The following is a 25,481-nucleotide window of genomic DNA, read 5'->3' as shown; positions in this document are numbered from 1 at the left end:
AATCAAAATGATTAGATTCGTTTTAAATACTCTTATTGGCAATATTATTAGCGACATTAATTACTTTCTACAGATGTTGCATAATTCTCTACCAATACGTCTACCATACCTTGAATATTGCTTACTTGAGCGAAGCTCATTAAAGGTATTTTCAGATCCAATTCTTCCATCGACATGGTAACTACCTCCATTCTATCAATTGAATTAGCACCCAATTCTCGTAGATTTTTTTCGATGTGAACCTGCTCCGGTTTTATATCCGGAAGCACTTCTATAATTACATTTTTTACTACTTCAAAAACATGTTCTTTTGACATAATTTCTATTATTTATTTAAATATTATACACTTCTTTTTAGTTTGAGATTTTACCTTACTGAAAATCAAAAAAGTTTAACTTATTCTGTCCCTTTCTTAAACGGTATGCAGTAAAATCATTTTTGTTTTTAAATTGCAGATATATATTATGCTTCAATACTTGCGAAAATTCCTGACCAGGGGATCTACCATAACTATGACCCGGAAAAATGAGTGTATTTGGTGCAATTCTTTTTTTTAGATGTTCGATACTATCAAACATCTTATGTGCTCCCTGCACGTCAAAACATAAGCCACAACCTTCAGCAAATAATGTATCCCCAGAAAATAGACTGTTTCCTATTAGATAACACATACCACCAGGTGTATGACCCGGAGTAAATAAAGGTTCGATCTGTATTTGGCCAACTGACCATGGTGTTATAGTAATGCCTTCTAATTGTGGAGCATAATAACCAGAATACGCAATTTCTTCGTTTGACATCCATATGGGACAACCGTATTTTTCTGCAAGTGGTTTGGCTAAATGAATATGGTCAAGATGAGAATGGGTTAGTAAAATCCCACTTAAGACAGTTTTGGTATTCTCCAGAGCCTGCTCTACCTTTCTCATATCCCAGGCCGGATCCACAATAACAGCCTGGTTATTAATATGGTCAACCACTAAATAACTATAGTTTACCATAGACATATGAGTCATTCTTAATATGACAACCTGTACTATACCGCTATAACCAGTATCCGTATATCCAACATTCATTATCAGATTTTCAAATTTCATTGATGTGTAAATTAATGTGCTCTATTTTGCATTTATAGAGGCGCCGAATGGATTCGAACCACAGAAATAAAGGCTTTGCGAACCTTCCCCTTAGACCACTTGGGTACAGCGCCATTTGTGTAAGTCATAGTTTCGAACTTCAAAACATATAGATAAAAATTTCTTAAGAGGTGCTGAGTGGATTCGAACCACTGAAATAAAGGTTTTGCAGACCTTCCCCTTAATCCACTTGGGTACAGCACCTTTTCTTATTATTCTTTATAAAATACTTTCTGTAAACACTTCTGAAAAATGTGTATTACAGTAGATTACTAACATAAACAGGTTCTTAACTTTTGAATGACATTGAGATCACTTCCAAATTGATTTATCATTTGTAGTGAAATAGAATCTGAATCTGAAGGAAGTATATATTTAACAAAGGTTGATAAAGTTCCACTAGGTCCCATATCTATAAAAGTATAATCTCCAGTTTCTAGTATTCTTTCTATGGTTTGCTCAAAATTAACAGGATAACGGATTGCTTTCCATACGTAATCCCCGTTAAGTTCCCGAACTGTTCCTGCTTGCAAGGACGATATCACCGGAATTTTTGGAGGTACTACCTTAATATTACTGAAAATGTGTGTATAAGCTTCTTCAATTGGGTCTATAAGCTTAGTATGAAATCCATATTTAACCGGTAATATTTGTGATATAATATTTTCTTTATTTAGGTTTTGATGAAGGTTTTGTATGGCATGAGGTAAACCGCTCACAACAAAGTTCTCTTGAAAATTTTCTGCCGTAAGCCAACAGTTATGAAAAAGATCTGGGTAGCGGGTCATTATTGTTTTTGATTCCATAATGGCCAACATACCTGCAGGTTGGGTTCTTTCATGAGTAAGTTTAGCGATATCAACCGACACTCTGATCCCGTCCTCTAAAGAAATGGCACCCGAAACAACAGCAGCATGAAGCTCCCCCATACTATACCCCAAAAGAAAATCTGGCTGAACACCCATCTCTTTCAGTAATTTGAACATACTGTACTGGATACTCAATATAGCAGGGTTAGTATAAAGAATATCGTCAAAAGGTTCACTCTTTCTTTTTCCTTTATATAAAACATCAACTAAAGAAGTATTTAGTAACGGAAAAATCATCTCATCGCAATGATCCATCCAATATCTAAATTGTTCATTATGTTCATAGAGTTCTTTACCCATTTTGTAGTATTGAGAACCCTGGCCAGAGAACATACATATAATCTGTTTATTCATTTGATTTTTTTATTTTAATGAAAGGGTTTCCTAACCCATTGCATTTTCTGTACAACTAGTATTAATAGAAAATCTTAAAAACCTTCTGATTACCTGGTTAGATATTATACATCTATAGTGCCTCAGTTTTTCTTTTTATTTATAGCCAAGAAAGCATCATGTAGTATTTACCATAAGCCATTAAAGCTGATATAAAATCCTAAAAGCAACTTGTTTTTGATCACGATACGGGTAAAAACCACTTCTATTATCGTCTACTATAGGAATGAGTGCATCAAAATTTAGAGTGATATGGTCATTCCAATTGTAAGAAGCTGATACTACATTAAAAAAATTAGTATAAGGCCCGTTATACATAGAAGCCCAACTAAAAGATAAATCATTTTTCATTAGTTGTTTGCTCAAGGCCATCAGGATTATGTAGTTGTTTCTAGGCATTCCCTGGATTTGGTTAGACCAATCCATGATATGGTAATTTACTGCTTCCATACTTAATGTAAAAGTACTGTTAGGGGAATAATCAACACCAAGTGAAGCATCCAGAGCATTTTTCTTTATAATCTGAAACGATGCATTGTTATATGTTTTTCGGGATTTTAAAGCTACTTCGCCCTTAACGAGTAAATTATTGATTGCTCGATTTAGGGTGACACCAGTCATAAAAAACCGATGCTTACTTTTGGCAATAAGATCAGGAGTGACCATTCGTAAAGCATATTGATTATCTATCAAACTGGCCGCCATAATACTAACATCACTTTTTCCGTAGGTTTTTCTCCATCGTAAACCATACTCAAAAAAATTTCCTTTCTGTTTTTCCTTTAGATACTCAACTTTCCCGTCAAAAGGATCATAATAATACCCTGTTCCTTTTCTAGGTTGTTCGTTAAATTCGGGATAAGGCACAAAAAATGCACTCCAATATCCAAATGATGAATATTGATCTACCGTTAACATGGGTTGCCCAATCCTAAGGTCATCCATATTGAGGCTTAATGGTTCCCGGTAATCCAAACGGCCTATTTCATTAGTAACAATTGCATAATCTGATTCTCCCCATACGACTATCTGAATTCCGGCTTTGATACTTGTTTTATTAAAACTAGTTTGCAAATAAGCCTCTCTGGTTCTTCCTTCAAATACTATATCCTTTTCATCCCGAATCCTATGATCATTTTTGAGAAAGGCAAACATTTTTGTGTCTATATGAAGTGAAAGGTAATCCATAAAAGATTTAGAATATTCTAGTCGAAATGAAAGCCGGTTATTCATGATTTTATCCGGTTTTTCAACTTTATAAGTAAATCCATATTGTATACCCAAACGCATTGCACTAAACATATCCGAAACCCATGAGGGAGAGCCTTTTTTTTCTTCAATCATAGTAGATTCCATATCAATGATATCAAAATCCTCACTGTCTACTATGCTATCATTTTCTATGGGAATCTGGCCATAAACATATGTAATACTTATAAATGAGATGATAATACTAATTACAATATTATTGGTGAAGTTGGAGCAATTCTTCATACTTCTCTCTAAAAAATAAATTAATAATAATTTGGTTTCTTCATAGCGTTAACGATGTATCAAAATCATTTAAAATCACATCCAGAAAACTAATTGGGTTTGGTTTTTAAAAGGTTTAAATAGTTTGAGTAAATCCGATTCTATAGCTAACCTTACCGGATATTATATCCCCATGTGCATTTACCCTTCTTCCCAAGGGAATTGCCCCGTTTTTACAAATCTTGCAATTTTATTCAGGTTGCTTTCATCAGAAAACACTTCAATATTTGCTGCAAGAGCATGTGATTTAGAAGTATCTGGAAAATCATTCAATTTATTCAGGTAACTCTTATAACTGGCTATTCCCTGCTTAGAAAGCAGGCGTAGTCGTAATAAATGTTTTCTCAACAGATTTTTACTATTCTCGCCATATGCATCTACTAATCCCCAGTCATATGCTTCCTTTGCCGATATAGGTTGAGTCATTAATGTCATATAATGTGCTTTTGAGAATCCTATTCGTCGGATCAGAAAAGGCAAAACACACGCAGGCATCAGTCCAAAAAGAAGTTCTGACAAACTGAATACTGCTTTCTCTTCACAGAGAACTATATCGCAGGCAGAAACAAAACCCATTCCACCGGCATTAGCTTTCCCTCTAACATGTGCAATAGTAATATATGGGCCTGAGGATAGTTTTAGCCATAGATTATACATTAGTTCTGGGTTTTGTTCCTGGTGCAGAGTTCCGTTTTCAAGACTTTGTTGAATCCCTTTGAAATCTGCTCCAAAACAAAATACTTCAGGAGAACCTTCGACAACCACAATTTTTGCCAACTCTTCACAATGATCAAGTGCATTTGTAAACTCTTCGATCAGTCTATTATTAATTGCATTTTTAGCTTCTGGACGATCGATTTGAATAAAACAAATATCCCCTTCAAATCTGGTTTTTATAGTCTCGTATGATGTAGCATTACTTATGATATCCATTCGTATTCTCTTTTAAATTCTTTAATCTCTTTTAAAAAAAGTGTCTCTCTATCAAGTGTTTTTCTGGCTTGAGAAATAAAATCAGTATCCAATTTTACATTACGTGTACCAAATTTTACTGCATTGCTTCCTACCAGTAAATTTTCGTATTCATCCATTTTTAATTCATACCTTTTATCAAATTGCTCTTTGATCTTAAATTTCTGTATACTTTCCTTGCTTTTTTCGCCTACAATACCGCTAAAAAACTCAGAACAACAGCCTGACCCATAAGAAAAACATCCTACTCTTTGTGGTGCATCAAAACTGCCATTCTCAATCGTACTAGCGAGTGACATCATCGCTGTCGCTCCCATAATATTACCAATACGCTGACAGTAGATCAACCCGGGAACTACTCGATTCTCAAAATCCATTTCTATTTCCTTAGGTTTTGCTTTCACTGCTTTACGCATTAAATTACGATGTGCTCCTTTGACCATTCCTCCAAAAGGAGTATGAAAGGCTAGGTAGCTAAAAGTCTTGGCATAATCTGCCTCGGGAACACGTTTTTGGTATTCATAAAAAGAATTCTCACAACAGTCCAAATAAGAAAGTAATGACAGGTCAGAATCTCCGGCTTCACCATCTGAAGTAGGTCTACAAGTATCCATAACCTGATAACCATAATAGCCATTAGCACCAATATCTACCTGAAACACATGAGGTTTCTCGCTAACCAGCATAGCAACCGCTCCAGCGCCTCCACTAGGTTCTGCAAATGACCATTCCATAGTGAGTGCATCTCCACCTTCTTCTATCATAAAGCGAGATACATCTGTAGCAATTACCAGAGCTTTTGCCCCAGGTGAAGTTTGAGACAAGATAAAATTGATTGCCATTTGAAAACCAGCTACCCCAGAATAGCATGCATTTTTTAATTCAAACAAACGACAATTACGGTTCAAGCCCAAAATTTCATGAAAATAAGTACTCATTGATTTCCCAAAATCAAAGGACGATTCTGTACATGAGATTACCAGTTCGATTCGATCTTTTTCTTCCGGGCTAAGCGCATCTATAAGAGGCTTAGCAGCATTTACTCCAAAAGTGACTGGGTCCTCATAGGGTAATGCCACCGTTTTCTCCTTCATAAGAAGATTTTTAAAACGAGATGTATCTAATTTACGATATTCTGCAAGTTTTTCTACGTCCAAAAATGTTGTGCCTCCGAAGACATTCATTGCTTCAATTCCTGCTATACGCATATATTTTTCTATTATTAAATGGTTAAAAATTAAGTTTTTGTGTGAATCGACCATCATTTGATCAATAGAACATTGAGTCTCGATTATCAATGTCAATTCCCAGATAGTTACTCAAGATCATTTATTTTTCTTGATATCTATCCTGAATATTGAATTACTGACATGATGATCTGATATGAATAAGGCTATCGGGATCTGTAAACAAAATCCTGCCTCTGCATATCTAATGAAATTTTTGTAAATAAAATTTGAATCCTAGGAATTTAGGAATTCTCCAAAACCAGATTATGTTTTGGGATAAGGTTATTATTTCCTATTCATGAATATTAATGTTCATCTTAACAACTAAGCATAAACTTTTTGAGCCGCTGCCTGAGAGAAATTATCCAACTGTTTCTGGAAATCGGCTTCTGCTTTGGAGTTTGCCTTTTTTTGCGCCCCACTAGGTTTCTCTTTGATTTGTTGAATTAGTTTATGTAATACCTCAATTAAGATATCTACATCTTCTTCTGTATTTTCTATTCCAAGACTAACCCTAACAACTCCAGGTAATTGGGTCTTTGGAGCTACCGTTAAAACGACACGTTGTACTTGCTCAAGGACAGGACTAATACCTGTTATTTTCTTAACCAGTAAATGGGCACAATGGCAACCATATCGTACACCAATACCTCCTTTCCTGAACATCTCTTCTGCTAACTTGTTATGCAAAATTCCTTTTGTCTCAAAAACAATAACTCCTATCCTATCATTAAATTGAGGGGATTTAGAATCATTTACCCCAAAAACGGTAAGTCCAGGTATTTTTGACATCCCATCTAATATTCGTTTAGTCAATACTTGTTCTTCTTTATGAACTACATCCATACCAATACGTTGTAAAAGCACAAGCGCTTTACCCAATGAAGCAATCCCTCCTATATTTTCTTCTCCAGACAATTGGATACGTTTCTTCTCATTCAGGTTATAATTGAGTAATCCTTTTTTAACTACCAATACTCCGGTACCAAATGGGGCATATACTTTATGAGCAGAAAAAGCCATATAATCGATCCCTTCTTTTTCTATATCAACCTTAAGGTGAGCAACTACCTGGGCACCATCTACCAGAAGTTTTGCACCATATTTATGAACAATCGAGCTTACTTCCTTGATATTATGACATGACCCTAAAACATTAGAAGCACCACTTAGAGCAACAATTTTAATACGCTTCTTTGCATACTTATACTCCAGATTATATTCTCGTAGATTTTTTTCCAGCTCTACTAAATCTATAAAACCTTCTTCATTCACTCCTAACCTGATCAGGGAGTTTTGGGAAATCATACGCCATGGCAAATCATTAGAAGAATGCTCCAGCAGAGAAATCAGTACTACTGGATCAATATTATTTTCAGGATTATTGATCAGATTTTCAGATACCAGGTTGATAGATTCGGTAGTGTTTTTGGTAAAAATAATATCATAGTTTTCGAGAGGTGCCCCGAGGATTTCGCTACAAATAGTTTTTACTTCTTGTACTACTTCTTGTCTTTTTTTCTCTGGTAGACGTAATGCCTCACGAAATGTGTTCCAAATTGGGGTAAACGTAGGTGTACTGGCACTATTATCCAGATTTACGAATCGTCTCTCACCTTCCATAGTCGGTACAATCATACCTCGTCCTATTAAAGTTTTTTTAAGTTCCTTCATAAGTTCTAGTCCAGAGTATTTCTCCAACTCATCCTTATATATCAATTCATTTACACTAAGATCCTTTTGAGATAATCTCTTAAAGATATCTTTTCCATATTGTTTCATTAAGAGAAGTGCCTTGCTAAACGCAATAACATTAACAATGGCTGGAGTACCTGCCTCAAATTTGTCTGGCCCGTTATTCCAGATTATCCAATCTGCAGCAACAAGTCTGGCTGTTCCACCACCACATTCTGATGGTCTGCCTTTAGGTAACGCTTTTTTCCCAACTACCACTGCAGTTATACCTAACGGCAAACCTACTTCTTTACTTGTCAGAAATTGATAGCTCCCTGACTTAAGTTGAGATGTTAAGTCATTTGTTCTTTTGGAAGAGCAAAAAATGACAATATATCTTTCTTTGTTAAGTCCCATATACTCTAAAACAATGTCCCTGGCATGCTCATATAGATGAGAAGATACCATTGAATTGTGTCCACTCCCACGATGTACGTTGGAATAAGTTTCTAGCGCTGCATGCACTCCGCGTTCCAGCTCAGCAAATGCTGTTTCTGATTCATTACCCTTTTGCATACCATTTTCTTCTTGTTTGAGCTGGCTAACGTTTGATGATCCATACTCGTTGTACATAGTTGTTTCCATTTGAACCTCGTTTTATTTGATTTTTAATCTGTTCTTATTTTTAAATAATTTTCTTAACACTAAGCTTTTTAGTTCTTTCTTACTGCAATAAAATGTTGCCGTCCTCTACGGTGCAAACATTCGGTTTCAAAAATTTCAAAACCTGTATTCTTTATTGAATTTTCTAATTCTGAAACAGTATATGTTTTCAGTTTTGGGATTAATCCGGTTTTACTAACAAGTGATAGCCCAATACCAGCAAGAGATCTTTTCCCCAAACAAGGTGTTACAGAAATAAACATCCCTCCCGGTTTTAACAATTCATAGATTCTTTCCAAAACCTTGGGCAAATCTTCTAATAAATGAAGCATATACACTGCCAATATCATATCAAAATCTCCTGACTTATAGTTTTTATCGAATATTGTAGTATGCAAATAATCTACATTTTGAATATGTAACTCATTGGCTTTGTTTTGGGCAATTCGGATCATTTCAGATGATATATCAATGCCATAAACCTTATCAACATTACTAGCAATTTCATTGGCTAATATTCCTGTGGCACATCCATAATCCAAAACATTATCCTCTTTTTTGAGATACCTTTTGATTTTTTGAAGAATTTTAATTCGCACCTTCTTATCTTTCATTTCTTCCTTATCATACCCAGTAGCACTTTTATCCCAAAATTTTTCAGACTTATACATTTTTACACATTTAAATTTTAATAATCACTTAGTTACAAATTAGTTATAAAATTGAGACTAAGTGTAAACACTTCTTTATTACATTAAAAATTTAATCATTTCTTTACATTAAATAATCATTCAAAATTTTTAATGCACTATTTTATTTTTTATCCAAGTGAATATCTTTATCTATTATAATTGAGATCCGGTCTATTGATCTTCACAGATGCGTTTAATTTTTCGCTTTTTATTTCTTCAATATATTCTTTTATCACCTTTAAAGCGTATCTGATATGTTTGTGTTTTGTCTTCGATCCAAAGCTTATCCTGATCGATTCCTGTGCTGCATCATCTGTTAAGCCTATTGCTTTCAAAACATGAGAAGGTTTGTTAGATGATGTACTACATGCAGAGCCAGAAGAAACTGCAATTCCTTTATAATCCAGTGATTTCATTAAGTCGCCACTGCCAATACCAGGAAAGGTTAAATTAATAGTATTTGTCAAACAGTTATCTATTGGAGAATTAATAATTACATCACTTTTTATTGCTTTCAATTCATTAATGAATGTTTTTTTAAGAGGCTCATTTTTTATTGAAAGAGATACAAGTTTATTTACATGCCTGCATGCTTCTCCAAAACCTGCGATATTATGAATGGATTCTGTACCCGCTCTCATTCCTTCTTCTTGATGTCCTCCATGAATATAAGGTTCTAAGGGGCAGCTAATTTTGGCATACCAGGCACCTATCCCTTTAGGGCCATAGAGCTTATGAGCAGAAAATGTAGCATAATCGACTCCTAGTTCCTTCACGTTTATAGGGATTTTGCCTAATGCCTGCACACAATCAGAAAAAACCAAAGCGCCTTTAACCTTGGCCATTTCAGATATTTTTTTAATATCCTGAATCGTTCCGATTTCATTATTTGCCAACATACAACAAACCATAGAAGTCTTATGATCTATCATAGCTTCGAGTTCTTTAAGCAATACACGGCCAGAACTATCTACAGGACAATATTGAACATCTATATTTTTGGTCTTTAAATACTCTAGAGTTTCAATCACCGATGGATGCTCAATTGGTGTAGATATTATTTTGTTTTTATCAGGATAGAAATGAGTACTTATTGTTTTCAATAACGCATTATTGGATTCGGTTGCACAACTAGAAAAATACAATTCATGTGAATGAGCTCCAATCGCGGCAGCAACTTGTTCACGAGCTTTTTCAATAATTTGTGCAGACATTTTCCCTTTTGAATATCCCGATGAGGGATTTCCCCAATAAGATTTCAATACCCGGTTCATTATACTTCTTACAGATGGTGCTATATGGGTCGTTGCGTTATGATCGAAATAAATATTTCGCTTGTTCAATATTTGTTTTAGCATGGCAATTATATTTTAAATTATAGTGCAGCAAGTGCATCGATGATCTTCTTACAGCCTCCATTCTTAATATATTCGGAGTGATCATCTATATCCTTAAACTCTTTGTTTGTAATTTTACTACATAATACTTCAGAATCTGTTTGCACATAAAACGCTCTCAGCATCTTTTTGGTCTCCAGGTCATCAAATGACGATGGTGATTTACCAGGATTCTTTTTTATCCAATCCACCATTTTATACCAAATCGCAGCACTTAGCGCTCCACATTCTTTTCCGCTTAAACCAAGACCTCCGGCGTATCCTGCTACCATAAGCATTTCTTCTTCTGTAGCTCCCATTTTTCTGACCACCTCAGATGCACAACTTACCGACCCTGGACAGAAACTTACAGATTCATCCGATAAGCCTTCATCTGCTGATTTAATTGCTTCTGGAGCCCATCTTCCTGCCAGCTTCATACAACCAAATGCTTTTCCCGTAAACAATACTTTTAGAGGTGCTAATTTACCAGTAAGATCCATATCTGTAATATCACGGCAACTTATCGTATTTGTTCTTTTTTTAAAGGATTCCATCAGATGTTGTGTAGCTGTTATAGCCATTGCTATTGCTTCTCCTGTGTCTTCATTCCTTCGGTATGATTCTGCTCCGGCAGCCAAAACAGCTCCTCCGATCATTCCGCATTGGTATCCTCTATTCAATAGTCCTCCTGCAAAAGGAGATGCCGCAATCTCTGCTATTTCGTTAGGAACACCATACTCGCTATTTAACAGAGAACAAAATGCTGTACCACAAGTTCCTCTGGATAATACTTTTAAACCTTCTTTAATAGCCTTCATAATGGAAATTTTAGTGAGTTTTTAATTATATATATAGTTCATAACCCTTTTCTCCTGTTAGAAAGATTGAATTATGTTTATTAAAAGAAATCCTTTGTGTGACTGGGATACCTTTTGTGTTTTTTTTATTACAACAGTTTTATGATTTTGTTGAATTCACAACCCATCCATATTATGAGCTTACTTCGAAAGCCATACTATTAGATTCTATAACTTGATCGGTATGTAGATTATCCTGATCAGCATCAACCTTATTAAATGCTCTCACATAAAAATTTTTAATCTTAACTAAAACATCTCCTGCTTCATTGATAATTTTTATATTGAACTTTTTGACACTTGCCTGAGACCGGCCCTCTTCTTCTACGTGTTCTACATAGGCATAACAAGTATGAGGTAATGAGCGAAATATTTCTATTTCATCAATTGCAAATGGTACATGCGGAGTTGCTGATTCCATCTGCCCAATCAATCCAGCAACAGTTTGTAAAGCACCGTCAACAATACAAGGATGGAGAATGAATTGATCAGAATCGATTAATAAATGATCTGTTAATTTCAACCTAGATAAAGCAAAGGATTCGTTGATATAAAATTCCTGAATGGTTTTAAATGCTAAGCCATAATTAAAACCTACTTGGTTAAAAATAGTATAGTAGTATGAACCATCCTGAGGTTCTGGACATTGTTCTTTAAGTTTTTGTATTGAAATATTTTCAATATCGACTGAATGTTTATTACCGCTTTGGAAAAATAACTTCCCTTCAGAATGCACTATTTGTTCATTTTCATCATCAAGTGACGTAATTTTAAATTCGGTACCAATACCATTAGGTTTTAATAATGTATTAATAAACTGCGAACCTTTCTTAAAACTTAATGGGTGAGCCCACACAATATCTTTAATTTTGCTAACCTTTTGTTCTCCTGCCAGGTTTCCTGAAATATTGGCGATTTCTATAAAACCTGAACCTGGAAAGATTTTCTCTTTATTAACTTGATGATCTGATGCATAAAACTCGCTATTGGATAACCATGAACTAAAACGAACTTCTTTTAATGTAGATGAATTATATGAAATTAAAGGGTGTAGTTGAGCATTTACAGGTTCGGTTACCGTTCTCTTTTCTTCAATTACTCGATCTGATACCCAATATCTTTCTTTGGCAAAAGGATAAGTGGGTAGTGATATCCGATTGGGTTTATCATGAGTATATAACCTTTCCCAATCTATTTCAACGCCGTCAACCCATAATTGTGCAAGTTTATCCAGATCACTCCTCTCAAATAGAGAACGAAACTCCTCTTCTCTATTAAGAGTTTTCTTTCTTCTTTGGTTAGGATTCAGTTTACCACAAAAAATATAGTTCGGTTCATTTTGTTGCTTCCAATCTTTCAATCGAATTATAAGCTCTTCTCTGTTTGAAGCAACAATTGCCAACCTTTCTGACATCACTTCCCGGCCAACTTGTAAGGTAAAAGATAAATCTGCAAGATTCACTTGCTCTTCTTTTTCTATATAATTAAGTACTCGATTTGCATATTCCTGAAGACGTTCTTCATTTTTTGCAGAAAATATGACAAGGTGTGGTCCTTGTTTGGAATATACCTCTTTTACTTTTCTATATTCTTCTAGTATTAAACATGCATTCACTCCTCCTGCTCCGAACGAATTTATAAGTGCTCTACGAGGATAACCCAAGGGAGATTCCCATGGCGTTAGCTTATGTTGAAGATAGAATGGTGATTCTTTGAAGTTAATATTTGGATTTACTTCATCAGAATTAATTGTGGGTACCAGCTGTTGATGTTTCATTTGCAGCAATACTTTTGTTACACCTGCAATTCCTGCCGCAGACTCGGGATGCCCAATATTAGATTTAACCGATCCAATAGCAATAACTTGTTTTTGAACGGTCTGTTTTTGAAATGCATTGGTTAAAGCCACAATTTCAAGACTATCTCCCAGCTGTGTACCTGTACCATGTCCTTCTACATAACCGATAGTTTCTGGATGGATTTGAGCCTTTTGAAGAGTATGTTCTATTAAGTTTGCTTGGGCATTAGGATTTGGAGCAGAATATCCATTCGACTTACCACTGTGATCAAATGCACTTCCTGTAAGTACGCCATATATGTGATCTTCATCCTCGATGGCTTTGCTAAGTGGTTTTAATAAAACCGATCCTACTCCTTCACCAGGAACAAAACCATCATCACCTTTACCATAACTATGGCATTTTCCTCCTAGAGATACCATTCGATTCTTGCATAATGAATGATATTTAGAAGGGTGCAAATATAAGTTTATACCACCAGCAACAGCAACCTGGCACTCCTGTTTCTTCAAGCTTTCACATGCAAGATGTATCGCCACTGAAGAAGATGAACAAGCTGTATCAACAGGCATACTAGGTCCGTTAAAATCGAATAAGTAGGATATACGATTAGCAATCGACCAAGGGTGTGCACTAGGAGTCGTGTTTCCTTTAATCCATTCCTCAGATGCCAACAAGTTATACGTGTTTGTTGTAACGCCCACAAAAACTCCTACATTTGCACTTTTGGCTTTAGGGTATCGTTTTTTCAGGCTTTCTTTTGTGTACCCTGCATCTTCTATAGTAGCCCAAACAGATTGTAAAAAAAGTCGCTCTTGCGGATCCATTATCCTGGCTTCTTCTGGAGTGATATTGAAAAAATGAGGATCAAATTTATCGACATCACTTATAAAACCTCCCCACTTACCATAAATTTTCCCTTCAGATGCTTTCTCTGGATCTTCATGATAAAATTCTTCAAAATCCCATCGGCTTTTAGGGACTAGATCTGTTAAATCTTTCCCTTGTTTCAGGCTTTCCCAATATGAATCTAGATTTTCAGATTGAGGGTAGCTTCCATGCACTCCGATAATGGCTATCGGTTCTGAATCCTCATATGCAATTGGTGTATCAATTACATTCTTCATTTCCTGTTTGCTTTCTCTTATAGGTTCTCTCTGTATTTTCGTTTCATATAGTGGTTTAACGTGATTACTTGATACGTTTGTCGAATCTTCTATATTCAGAAATTGGATTAACGTCTCGTGATCCTCCCGGATTAAATATGTAGCCAATTCTTCTATTGTAGAATATTCATAAAACAACGTTTTTGGCAAATCACCCAAATCTCTTTCAAGGCTCAAATTTATCTGGTTAATACTTATAGAGTCGATACCAAAAGATTCAAAATGTTCTTCGGGATCAATTCGGTTTGGATCAAGTTTAATTTCTTTTCCGATCAATATTTTAAGATATTCTACTGTATTTTCGAAAAGAGTATTAGTATCTATTGTAGTAGCTTGAGTTTGCTTATTTTTCTCAGCTTTTTTAGCCGTCTGATCAATATACATCTTGATTTTGGAAGGAAAACCATATAGTGGAATACACCGAGATATATCGGATAACAGAAACTCTTCAAAAAATTGTATACCTTCTGTTACAGGTATAGGACAAAGACCTGTTTCCTTTTGGATCAAAGTAACTTCTTCATTAGAAATATGCATCCCTCCTTCTTCCCAATATGGCCAGTTAATAGCTAATGTTTTTCCATAGCGTTTTTGTTCTCTTACCAAGACTTCTCTGTTTTCTGCAAATGAATTGAGATAATGGTTTCCATAAGCATAATCACATTGTCCTATATTACCCAATACACCTGCAATTGAAGAAAACATGATAAAGACATCCAAGTTTTCGTCTCTTGTAGCAAAGTCCAAATTAATTGTCCCATAAATTTTGGGAGCTAATACTCTATCTATCTCTTCTTTAGATTTTTTGAGAATAAACGAATCCTGGTTAGTCCCTGCACTATGAATCACTCCGTTGATTTGTGAAAAATTGGTCTTTGCTGTTTTTACAATGGTCTCTACATCTTCTAATTTTGACGCATCGGCTTGCAGATATAGGATTTTAGAACCATAAACTTTAAGTCTATCGAGTTTTTCCTTTTGTGCTGCTTTGAGAGGAGATCTGCCAAAAAGAACTAAATTACTCTGATAATTTTTAACTAAATACTCGCTAACAATAAGACCTAATCCACCTAAGCCTCCCGATACAATATAAACACCATTCTGCTTTAATGGCATACGATTTATATTATTCTCAATATTAGTAAATTGAGCTAGTTCCTTTACATAACGAACATAGGTTTGTTCATTTTTTCGGAGATCATAACGAATTTCATTCCTCCTCCAGTTTTCATCACTGAATTCATTCCTAATCATACGAATCTTCTCTACTATAGAGATTTGCTTACTATCCTTAACCTCAACAATCTTTCCTTTATAGTAAGGGTTCTCTAGAGCTAAGGTTTTGAAAAAGCTCCCTAGCGCAGCATTGCATGGAACAGTTAAGTTTGTATCTCCTAAGAAAATTGATAAAATCTGAAGCGGAATCTGATGTTTTTGTTCTATTAAAACCTTGCATAGGTTAAATAGAGTGTACATACTATTGTTGAGTTGATGAGTTATATTTTCTTTTTTATCTAAACTACCTGCTTCTATACCATTGTGAATAATTCGATAAGGAAGCTGTCCTTTTATACTAAGGTGCTCTACAAGTTGTTTAAAATGTTCTTCCTTCTGAAGATCAATAGTAAAAACAGATGGTTCTATTTCCTCAAAAACGGATCCGGGTTTTAACAAAATATAGGTGTTTCCTTCGGAATATTGATGTGATTGTTTTTTTAGAGCAAGGAACAGTTCATCTGAGGTATCCAGAATTAGTATGAAACCATTTTCGGGAGATTTTTCTTCAGACACATCAAGATTCTGTTCAATCCATTCGGTGCTATAATGTAATTTCTTTTTCTCTTCTTCAGATGTGTTCTCTGCATTACTTTCTTGTATTCCTAATGAATTGGTAGCTATAGGAAATACAGGTTTAGTAATCCAATATCGTTCTTTAGCAAAAGGATACGTTGGAAGAGAAATACGCTTTGGCCGAACATTCTGATAGAGCAAAGACCAATCAATATCTGCTCCTGATATCCATAGTTTAGCTAATTTTTCCTGATTACGGGCTTCCATAATCACTTTCAGATAAGCTTTGCCTTCCTCTCCTTCCAATAAGGTAACGGTGTCGGATGAAGCATTCTTAATGTTTCCATAAAATACACCTTCCAACTCATCTGCACTTCTTTTTAATAATGTATCATCTTCTGTTTCCTGTATGGATAACCATTGGTCCAGTTTTTCGATAAGCTCATTTATACTGGTAGTTACGATCACAAGGCGTTCATTCATTGGTGTTCTTCCTATCTGTGAAGTGTATACCAACTCCTCTAGTTCAATATTTTTGTTTCTTCTAAGGAAGTCTGCCATCTTCTTACCATACCTCAAAAGCGTATTTTTATCTCTAGAAGAAAGAACAAACGATTGTGGTCTATTGTAGTAAGATTCGGTTTTCTTGTTATTACTATTATTATATTCTTCTATAATAAGGTGTGCATTCGAACCTCCCGCACCAAAAGAGCTTATGCTGGCACGTCTGGGATGTCCTTCATAATCTTTCCAGGGTGTTAATTCCTGTTGTACATAAAAAGGTGATTCTTTAAAATTGATATTTGGATTTAATGTAGTTGCATGTAAAGAAGGAACTAGTTTTTTATGTTTCAACTGAAGTAATACTTTAGTAACTGCAGCTATTCCTGCTGCTGATTCCAGATGCCCGATGTTTGATTTAACAGAGCCTATCGGACAAACTTGTTTTTGTAGCATTGATTCTCCAAAAGCTTTATTTAATCCGGTAATTTCGATAGGATCTCCTAATGCCGTACCTGTACCATGAGTTTCAATATAACCCAATGTCGAAGGATCAATTTTAGCTTTTTTAAGCGATTCCCGAATTAAATCACCCTGTGCATTAGGGTTTGGAACAGAATAACCGTTGGTTTTTCCTCCATGGTTAATTACACTGGATTTCACTACACCATATATATGGTCACCATCCTCGATAGCTTTATCCAAAGATTTGAGTAAAACAGCTCCAACGCCTTCACCTGCAACGTATCCATCTCCGCCTTCTCCAAAGCTTCTGCACCTGCCATCACTAGCAGCAAAATTACCCTGGCTTAGCATAAGGTATTTATGGGGATGTATAGAAACATTAACTCCTCCTGCAATGGCTGCTTCTATTTCACCTTTCCGTATTTCTTCACAAGCCTGATGAATGGCCGTTAAAGATGACGAACACATAGTATCTAAAGCAATACTGGGTCCATGTAGATCTAAAAAGTAAGAAACTCTATTTGCAATTGATGCATAAGATGAGCCCGGAACCACAGCATTACCTGCCAACATAGCTTCTGCACCGTAGAGTTGGTATTGCCCATACATAACACCAACATATACACCAACTCGTCCTAGTGTAGAGATACTTTCTTTACTATACCCGGCATCCTCAATAGTCTGCCATGCAGTTTGGATAAAAAGTCGTTCCTGAGGATCAATTAATTCAGCCTCTTTTGGTGATATATTAAAAAACAACGGATCGAATTTATCAACATCAGAAATAAACCCTCCCCATTTACTATAACTTTTTCCTACTTGATTGCGTTTAGGATCGAAAAAACGATCTGTATCCCAACGTCCCTTTGGGATTTCTGTAATACAATCTCTACCATTTTTGAGGTTTTCCCAAAATTCTTCCACATTCTCTGCCAGTGGATATTTACCTCCTAATCCTACAATAGCAACTTCTTTCTGAATGTTGGTTGTGGTATTAAAGAAACGATTACTTGAATACGTTGGAGAAACCGGTGATTCTTTTTTGATTGCATCCTGTATTGATGAAGATACGGTTTGTTGAATCCCTGTACGTTCCTGAATAATTCGAGGATAGGTCTTGGCAAAGAATTCTGCTAAGCTTTTTATGTTCTGATACTCAAAAAACAACGTTTTAGAAAGAGAGCCAAAAGTTTTTTCAAGTATGTTGGTTAACCTCATAGCGAGTATAGAATCAATACCATAATTCTCTAATGGAGCTTTTGGATCGAGTTCCTGAGTCTTAATTTTTAAAACCTCTGCAAACAGTTTTCGAAGATAGTTTATGGTATTATCCAAAAGTGTATTTGAATCTACCGTAGCGGTTTTTGAAGATTCAACATTTTGATTACTAGCAACGTCTGACAGCTGTTCTACCTTATGGGCTTGATTAGGAAGCAAGATTGAGCGCATTTTCTTAACATTTCCTTCCATCACCAAAACCTGATTACCTTGTAAGGTCATACTACGATATAAAGTCTGGATACCTGATGAAGTTTGCATAGGAGATATTCCTGTTTCTTGCCAGAGCATTTCAATATTTTTCTGAGCAATACTCAAATTTCCACTTTCCCATAATGGCCAATTAATAGAAAGAGTATGTCCTTGTCTTAATTTTTGATCCACCAATTGGTTACGGTATCTGGCAAACTGATCCATAAAAGCATTTGCTGTTGCATAATCCGATTGCCCCAGATTTCCCATCGCACCTGATAATGATGAAAACAATACTAAGAAGTCAAGATCTATATCTTTACTGGCTTGATCCAGATTATAAGTCCCTGTAACTTTGGGAGCTAACACCTTGCAAAATTCATCATTGGTTTTCTTTAGGATAAAGTTATCTGATATCATACCTGCACTGTGGATGATACCATTAAGCTTCCCGTTTTCCTTTTTAATTGTAGCTATGAGCTTTTCCACTTGCTTCAAGCTATTAAGATCTAACTGTTGATATTCAACCTGACCAGTGCCCGAGTGCAATTCATTTAAAATTATCTGCTTTTCCTCTGTCAGCTCAGAGCGCCCGGTTACTATGATTTTTGTCTCTCTGGCTTGTTGTAAAATTTCCTTGGCAAACAATACTCCTAAAGCACCGAAGCCTCCGGTAATCAAGTAAATACCTTGATTTCTGAATACAGGTTTACTGTTCTCCTTATTTGCTTTTACTTCATCCCATTGTAAAATATATGAGGTGTTGTTCTCATATTTTATAATGGATTCTTCTGGTATTGTTGCTGCTTTATGAAGTTGTTCTACCAGCTCTTTTATCTGTATAGTTGATTTTGTGAGGATCATTTGACCTGTTAGCATAGGGTTTTCCTGAGCTGCGGTTTTTAGTAATCCCGATAATCCTGAAAAAAGTGCTTGTTCCTTGTTATCGGTAATTACAATTTGAACAAGGACCTTTTCTTTGGGTTTATTCTTTAGTATTGTTTGAACATATTCAAAACAAGTTAAAGCATAATCTGTATAACGCTCTGCTATATTTTTTTGTGATGCTTCAAGTTGTATACAATGGCTATTGTGAATTGATGTTTCAAACTGACTTGTTTCTATATCAGACATTTCACACAGAATAATATGTTTCTCTGCAAATTCAGCTTCGATAGTTTCTGATATCTGAGGCATTTTATAGCTCTTCCATAAAGGTTTAGCCATTAAAATTCCGATATCTTTATTTTTTAAATCAATAGTATCTTCGCTTAATTGCCTGGAAGAAAGTCCTTCCATTTGAACACATATATTTCCTTCTTGATCACATATATCAATATCTAGTTTGGTAATGGTATCGGTAGCCACACTCCCTTCTGAGTAACGAACCCAAGCAAACATGTGTTCGGTAACAGCAGATATTATTCGTATAGTCTCTAAAGCAAAAGGTACCGAAGGTTGTGAAGGAATAGTGGTCAAATCATCTATCAAACCAAAAGCAGCTTGTAAACTACTATCCATTACACTCGGATGCAACAAGTAATCGTTCTGATTTGTTTTAACAACTGATGGTAAACTTAATTGTACCAAGAGTTGTTTTTCTCCTTGATAAATCTTAGTGATTCCCTGATAAGCAGGACCATAAACAAGTCCCATAGACTTAAATATTGAATATAAGCTAGCTGCTTCCATGCTACCTCTATTCATTTGTCCTTTGAGTTGTTCTATACTCAATTTTTCGGGTGAAAAATAAGTGCTATACTTAGCTACTCCCTGGCAGTGAATAATTTCCTCCTCATTATCCTTACTATAAATTTCATAATCAATCTGGTTTTCACCTTTAATAAACAAAGCTATTTCTACCTGCTTATCTTTCTCTACTACGAGTGGTTGAGCCCATACGGTGTTATGAAGTTCCAGAATACCTGATCTTGTTTTAACAGGAGTGGCTTTCTCTACTGCCACTCGTGCCATTTCGAGGTAAGCTACTGCTGGTAATACCTTGCTTACCTTACCTTCTTTAATTTTTACCTGATGATCGGCAAGAAAAAACTCTTCGCCACTAAAGATAGAGCTATAACTCTGTTTGCTAAGGTCTGAGGTATTACTATGTAGTAAAGGATGTAGTACCGATGTGATTTTTCCATCAACCATACTTTGATTATTCATTTTTACATCGATCCAATACTTATCCTTAGAAAAAGGGTACACAGGTAAACTTATACGTTTAGGTTTATGCTCTCCATAGAATTTATTCCAATCCAAGTTCAAGCCTTTAACCCATAAATCCAGAAGTTTAGGCAGTTTTCTTCGAGCAATCCATTTATCTACAGTTTGCTCAAAATCTACATCTGCATTAAATACTAATAAAGTGTCTTTATCTTGATCTGTACGCCCCTGATATGTGTCTTCAATATTCTTTTCGCCATTAATATATGCTTTAAGCTTTTGGATCAACTCTTCAACTGAGTTTACCATAAAACCAAGTCGCATATCCATCGTTTCTCTTCCTACCTGTAGCGTGTATGCCATTTCGGTAAGGTCAATCGATTCAATAGCCTGTTCTTGTTTTTTTGTTTTTTCTTTCTGAAGGAAATCGAGAAGATCAAGAGCTTTTTGTTTAAGTTGATCTGGCGTTCTGGCTGATAAAGGAACAATTACTTTTGAATCTAAATCAATAGAAATCTTAGGCTGGCTTACTTTTGCCGGAGCTACATATTCTTGAACAATAATATGTGCATTTGCTCCTCCGGCACCAAAGGATGAAACACCAGCTATCCGAGGTTGTGGGGTACCATTAATTATGGGTTGTTCCCACGCTCTTAATGTTTGGTTGACAATAAATGGTGTCTTTTCAAAATCTATATTAGGATTTAAATTTTTTGAATGTAGTGATGGAACTATTTGTTGGTGTTTTAATTGCAGTAATACTTTGGTTAGTCCGGCAATACCAGCTGCTGACTCACAATGACCTATATTGGATTTGGCAGAGCCCAGTAAACAAAATCCAACATCAGATGTACTTTGTTTAAATGCCTTACTTAGGGCTGATATTTCAATAGGATCACCTAGTTTGGTTCCCGTTCCGTGTGCTTCTATATAGCTTATACGTCTAGGGTCTGTGTCTGTTTCTTTTAATACATTACTTATGAGATTAGATTGCGCCTTTGGATTAGGTACACTATACCCATTGGTCTTACCTCCATGATTAAGGGTACTACCATTAATAATACCGTAGATATGATCTCCATCCTTTTCGGCTTCAGATAATTTTTTCAATACTACCACACCCACACCTTCACCTGGGATGTAGCCTTCACCTCCTTCTCCAAAACTTTGACAATGCCCTTCACTTGAAATATATTGCCCCGCACTAATCACCGTATATTTATTGGGATGGATACTAACATTGACTCCTCCTGCAATTCCCAAACTGGTTCGTCCCTGTTTTAGATCCTGACATGCTAAATGAATTGCTGTTAATGATGAGGAACACATAGAATCGACCGTCATACTAGGTCCATGAAGATTTAACACATACGATACTCTATTGGCAATACTGGCATAGCTTCCGGGCACTCCTATTCGATGCCCTCTTTTACTGGCTTCGATCCCATAGAGTTGATATTCACTATACATAACTCCTGCATACACACCAACTTGTCCTGGCTGCCCAAACTTGTGTGGTATTTGCAAACCGGCTTTGGTATAACCCGCATCTTCTATGGCCATCCAGGTATGTTGCAAAAATAATCGTTCCTGAGGGTCCAGTATCTCTGCTTCGAGCGGCGAAATATTAAAAAATAAAGGGTCAAATTCGTCAACACCATCAATAAATCCTCCCCATTTACTATAATGATATCCACTTTTACTACGATCTGGACTGTAATACTCTTGCCAGTCCCATCTATTCTTTGGTACCTCTGTAATACAATCTTTACTATCACGTAAGTTATTCCAGTATGCTTCAATATTAGTAGCCTTTGGATAGCGACCACTTAAACCTATAATTGCGATGGGATCTGTATCAACATTATTTTTTTTATCAACAGAAATTTCAATCTTCCGTGAACGTTTAATACCTCTTGAATTTCCCTGTTCTGATCGTGTGCCGATAGGCGAAGCAATAGATATATCCTTATTTTTTTCCAGACTATTTTTTTTAGATCCAGAAGTAAAGAGCGCTGCCAGTTTTCCTGGATGTGAATTTATAAAGTAATCTGTAAGCTCATGGATCGTTTGATATTCGAAAAAGAGTGTTTTTGGCAGAGAACCAAAAGTTTTTTCTAACCGATTGGTGAGGTTCATTGCCAAGATAGAGTCAATACCATATTTTTCTAAAGGGGCAAGTGAGTCAATCTTATGAGGTGGAAGTTTGAACAATTCAGAAAGTTGTTTTTTGATATAATTCTGGGTTGTCTCCTCCAGGTTTCCTTCATCCATTTCAACAACTGATTCTTTTTTCTCAGAAGTAATACTACTAGACAAAGAGGTTTCAGAAGTGTTATCATCAAATAATGTCTGATGTAATTTTTCTACATTGCCTTCTACAACTAGTAATTGATCTTGTGTTAGCTCAAAACTTCTATAAAATGCATGCACACCAGTCTCAGTACACATAGGCAACATCCCTGTACTCTGTTCTAACATTTCTTGTTTCGACTGATCAATTTTCATTCCCCCTTCTTCCCATAAGGGCCAATTGATGGTCATAGTTTTCCCTGATCGTTGTTTGGTTCCAACCAGTTTGTTACGGTAAACCCCAAACTGATTCATGAAATCATTGGCTGTGGCATAATCTGCCTGACCATCATTGCCGGTTATAGAGGATATTGATGAAAATAAAACCAAAAAATCAAGATCAATATTTTTACTGGCTTCGTCTAAATTATAGGTTCCTAAAACTTTAGGCGCAAGAACTTTGCTAAACTCTTCTGATGTCTTTTTTAGAATAAAGTTATCTGAAATCATTCCTGCACTATGAATGATACCATGAATCCCTTTATATTCTTTTTTTATTGAAGTAACGATTTGTTTTACCTTATTAAGATCTACAACATCTAATTGTTTATAGGACAGCTGACCAGCCTTACCTCCCATTTTATCTATCAAGGTTTGTTTTTCTTCTGTAAGTTCAGATCTACCTGTTACAATGATTTTGGCATTCTGAGTTTGTTTTAAAATTTCTCTAACAAGTATTCTCCCCAGATTTCCTAACCCTCCTGTAATGAGGTATACCCCATTATCTTTAAAAACGATCTTGGGTTCATTATGCACTACCGGTATTTCTTTCCAACGCAGAACTTTTCGGGTTTCTTGTTCATATTTTATAATTGTATCCTGAGTCTTGTTTTGATTTTCCTCTAATTGTAATATCAGTTCTTCTGCTGTTATTTCTGGATGAGTAACGATAACCTGACCGGTTAACTTAGGATTTTCAAGGGTAGCAGTCTTAATTAAGGCAGAAAGACCAGTAAACATAGATTGCTCACTTTTATTAGTGGTTACAATCTGAATGAACACTTTTTCCTGAAGTTTATCATTTAGCAGAATACGAAGCTGTTCAAAACAAATTCGTGCATATTCGCTAAATCGTTCTGCTATATTTTTTTGTTGAGTATTTTGCAGAGGTATCACTTTACTGGAAGTAAGAAGAGATTCCAGTTGTTTTGTATCTACCTGGGGAACTTCACATAGAAAAACATATCGGTGCTTCACTACATCTGTTCCATTTTGGCTGAAAGGCTTCATATCTTTTGTCACTTGCCAAACAGGAGCTCCATATAAGACTCCTTTTTCTGTTACAGTGGCTTCTTTGGTCACCGAATCTTCATTAAGCATACGTGAAGAAAATCCTCTCATTTGTATAGCAACCTCCCCTTCTTGATTACATAGGTCTATATCGAGCTTGGTAATTTTATCTGTAGATTTATTTCCTTTTGCATATCGAACCCATGCAAACATTTCTTCGGTACAACCAGAAAAAACCTTTAGCGACTCCAGAGCAAATGGTAATGATGGTTTATCGGGGATTTGATCTAAACCTCCAAATAAGCCAATAGCAGACTGCAACGCGCTATCCATCAAACCTGGATGCAAGACATACTCATTAAAATTTGATTCGGCAATCTCATTTAACTCTAATTGTGCCAGTAATTGTTCATTGTCTTGAAATATCGTTTTTATACCTCGATAAGTCGGCCCGTAATTCAATCCTAATTTTGAATACACAGCATAAATAGGTGTTGATTTTAGCTCTCCTTGTTGCATTCTCATCTTGAGCTTATCAATATCTAGTCGTACAGGTTTTGAAGTATTGATATAGACAGCCTGCCCTTGACAATGAATCGTTTCTTTGACACCTTCTCCTGTTTCAGGTTCTGTACTATAAACTTCATAATTTATCTGTCCATTACCTATTTCGGTTTCATCAGCAAATAAAGCAATAGTGACTTCTTTAGGGTCTTGAACTATAATTGGTTGAGCCCATATAATATTGCGCAATTCAACAATTGATTCTTCTTGAAAAGGTAAAGCTTTTCTAAGGGCCATTCGAGCCATTTCTAAATAGGCAACTCCAGGTAAAACCTTTTGATCTTTAACCACATGATCTTTCAGAAAGAGCTCTTTCCCGTTAAATATTGTACTAAAACTTTGCTGGCTTAAATCGGATGTATTCTTATGTAACAAAGGATGTATGACATCTTTGTTAGCACAACTTACTGTATGGTGACTAAATTGTTTAATAAGATCCAGAGCATTGGCTTTTGAAAGTCTCTTGCTCTTCAATTCTAAAACTATATATTCTATGAAATCAATCATTATAGTACTGGCTATTGATTAAACCCGCTATGCATAAAGTGGGTTAAAAGGTTTTAAGATGCTATTGAA

Annotated in this window: 11 protein-coding genes and 2 tRNA genes; all 13 read right to left on the bottom strand. The window is 35.6% G+C overall.

Translation table 11 applies throughout. The features are described from left to right. Positions 1-56: 56 nt before the first annotated feature. Positions 57-317 (bottom strand): acyl carrier protein, encoded by a 261-nt coding sequence (locus tag DK441_RS14120; protein WP_109851300.1) that lies wholly within the window; start codon positions 315-317, stop codon positions 57-59. Positions 318-372: 55 nt separating this feature from the next. Next, on the bottom strand, positions 373-1,098 hold the full coding sequence (locus DK441_RS14115) for an MBL fold metallo-hydrolase (RefSeq protein WP_109851299.1): 726 nt from the start codon (positions 1,096-1,098) through the stop codon (positions 373-375). A gap of 38 nt (positions 1,099-1,136) precedes the next feature. Next, positions 1,137-1,211: transfer RNA gene (locus tag DK441_RS14110), tRNA-Cys, on the bottom strand. A gap of 55 nt (positions 1,212-1,266) precedes the next feature. Continuing rightward, positions 1,267-1,341: transfer RNA gene (locus DK441_RS14105), tRNA-Cys, on the bottom strand. A 68-nt stretch (positions 1,342-1,409) separates the two neighbouring features. Beyond that, entirely contained in the window at positions 1,410-2,360 is a 951-nt protein-coding gene (locus tag DK441_RS14100) for an acyltransferase domain-containing protein (protein WP_109851298.1), read from the bottom strand. A gap of 180 nt (positions 2,361-2,540) precedes the next feature. Further along, on the bottom strand, positions 2,541-3,893 hold the full coding sequence (locus DK441_RS14095; RefSeq protein WP_109851297.1) for a DUF1302 family protein: 1,353 nt from the start codon (positions 3,891-3,893) through the stop codon (positions 2,541-2,543). A 180-nt stretch (positions 3,894-4,073) separates the two neighbouring features. Further along, a complete protein-coding gene (locus tag DK441_RS14090; RefSeq protein WP_109851296.1) occupies positions 4,074-4,865 on the bottom strand; it encodes an enoyl-CoA hydratase/isomerase in 792 nt (263 codons plus the stop codon). Next, positions 4,853-6,112 (bottom strand): hydroxymethylglutaryl-CoA synthase family protein, encoded by a 1,260-nt coding sequence (locus tag DK441_RS14085; protein WP_074409442.1) that lies wholly within the window; start codon positions 6,110-6,112, stop codon positions 4,853-4,855. The genes DK441_RS14090 and DK441_RS14085 overlap by 13 nt, the downstream gene beginning before the upstream one ends. Before the next feature lie 345 nt (positions 6,113-6,457). Further along, positions 6,458-8,452: an aminotransferase class V-fold PLP-dependent enzyme gene (locus tag DK441_RS14080; RefSeq protein WP_109851295.1), complete on the bottom strand. Its 1,995-nt coding sequence runs from the start codon at positions 8,450-8,452 to the stop codon at positions 6,458-6,460. Between the two features lie 68 nt (positions 8,453-8,520). After that, positions 8,521-9,141, bottom strand: a complete 621-nt coding sequence (locus DK441_RS14075; protein WP_109851294.1) for a bifunctional 2-polyprenyl-6-hydroxyphenol methylase/3-demethylubiquinol 3-O-methyltransferase UbiG — start codon at positions 9,139-9,141, stop codon at positions 8,521-8,523. A 167-nt stretch (positions 9,142-9,308) separates the two neighbouring features. Further along, positions 9,309-10,520: a cysteine desulfurase family protein gene (locus tag DK441_RS14070; RefSeq protein ID WP_109851293.1), complete on the bottom strand. Its 1,212-nt coding sequence runs from the start codon at positions 10,518-10,520 to the stop codon at positions 9,309-9,311. Between the two features lie 17 nt (positions 10,521-10,537). Further along, the gene (locus DK441_RS14065) at positions 10,538-11,359 is read right to left on the bottom strand and encodes a C-GCAxxG-C-C family (seleno)protein (protein ID WP_074409439.1); all 822 of its coding nucleotides are present in this window, start codon (positions 11,357-11,359) and stop codon (positions 10,538-10,540) included. A 172-nt stretch (positions 11,360-11,531) separates the two neighbouring features. Continuing rightward, complete coding sequence (locus DK441_RS14060) at positions 11,532-25,412, bottom strand: SDR family NAD(P)-dependent oxidoreductase (RefSeq protein WP_109851292.1); 13,881 nt, start codon at positions 25,410-25,412, stop codon at positions 11,532-11,534. Positions 25,413-25,481: the final 69 nt, after the last annotated feature.

This window comes from Aquimarina sp. AU58 (assembly GCF_900312745.1).
GTDB classification, from domain to species: domain Bacteria; phylum Bacteroidota; class Bacteroidia; order Flavobacteriales; family Flavobacteriaceae; genus Aquimarina; species Aquimarina spinulae.
Note: the sequence above shows the minus strand (reverse complement) of the source record. Positions and strands in the feature narration are given on the sequence as shown.

Bases quoted from the DNA above. Each gene is read 5' to 3' on its own strand.
- DK441_RS14120 (WP_109851300.1), bottom strand. From the start codon at position 317: ATGTCAAAAGAACATGTTTTTGAAGTAGTAAAAAATGTAATTATAGAA.
- DK441_RS14115 (WP_109851299.1), bottom strand. From the start codon at position 1,098: ATGAAATTTGAAAATCTGATAATGAATGTTGGATATACGGATACTGGT.
- DK441_RS14100 (WP_109851298.1), bottom strand. From the start codon at position 2,360: ATGAATAAACAGATTATATGTATGTTCTCTGGCCAGGGTTCTCAATAC.
- DK441_RS14095 (WP_109851297.1), bottom strand. From the start codon at position 3,893: ATGAAGAATTGCTCCAACTTCACCAATAATATTGTAATTAGTATTATC.
- DK441_RS14090 (WP_109851296.1), bottom strand. From the start codon at position 4,865: ATGGATATCATAAGTAATGCTACATCATACGAGACTATAAAAACCAGA.
- DK441_RS14085 (WP_074409442.1), bottom strand. From the start codon at position 6,112: ATGCGTATAGCAGGAATTGAAGCAATGAATGTCTTCGGAGGCACAACA.
- DK441_RS14080 (WP_109851295.1), bottom strand. From the start codon at position 8,452: ATGGAAACAACTATGTACAACGAGTATGGATCATCAAACGTTAGCCAG.
- DK441_RS14075 (WP_109851294.1), bottom strand. From the start codon at position 9,141: ATGTATAAGTCTGAAAAATTTTGGGATAAAAGTGCTACTGGGTATGAT.
- DK441_RS14070 (WP_109851293.1), bottom strand. From the start codon at position 10,520: ATGCTAAAACAAATATTGAACAAGCGAAATATTTATTTCGATCATAAC.
- DK441_RS14065 (WP_074409439.1), bottom strand. From the start codon at position 11,359: ATGAAGGCTATTAAAGAAGGTTTAAAAGTATTATCCAGAGGAACTTGT.
- DK441_RS14060 (WP_109851292.1), bottom strand. From the start codon at position 25,412: ATGATTGATTTCATAGAATATATAGTTTTAGAATTGAAGAGCAAGAGA.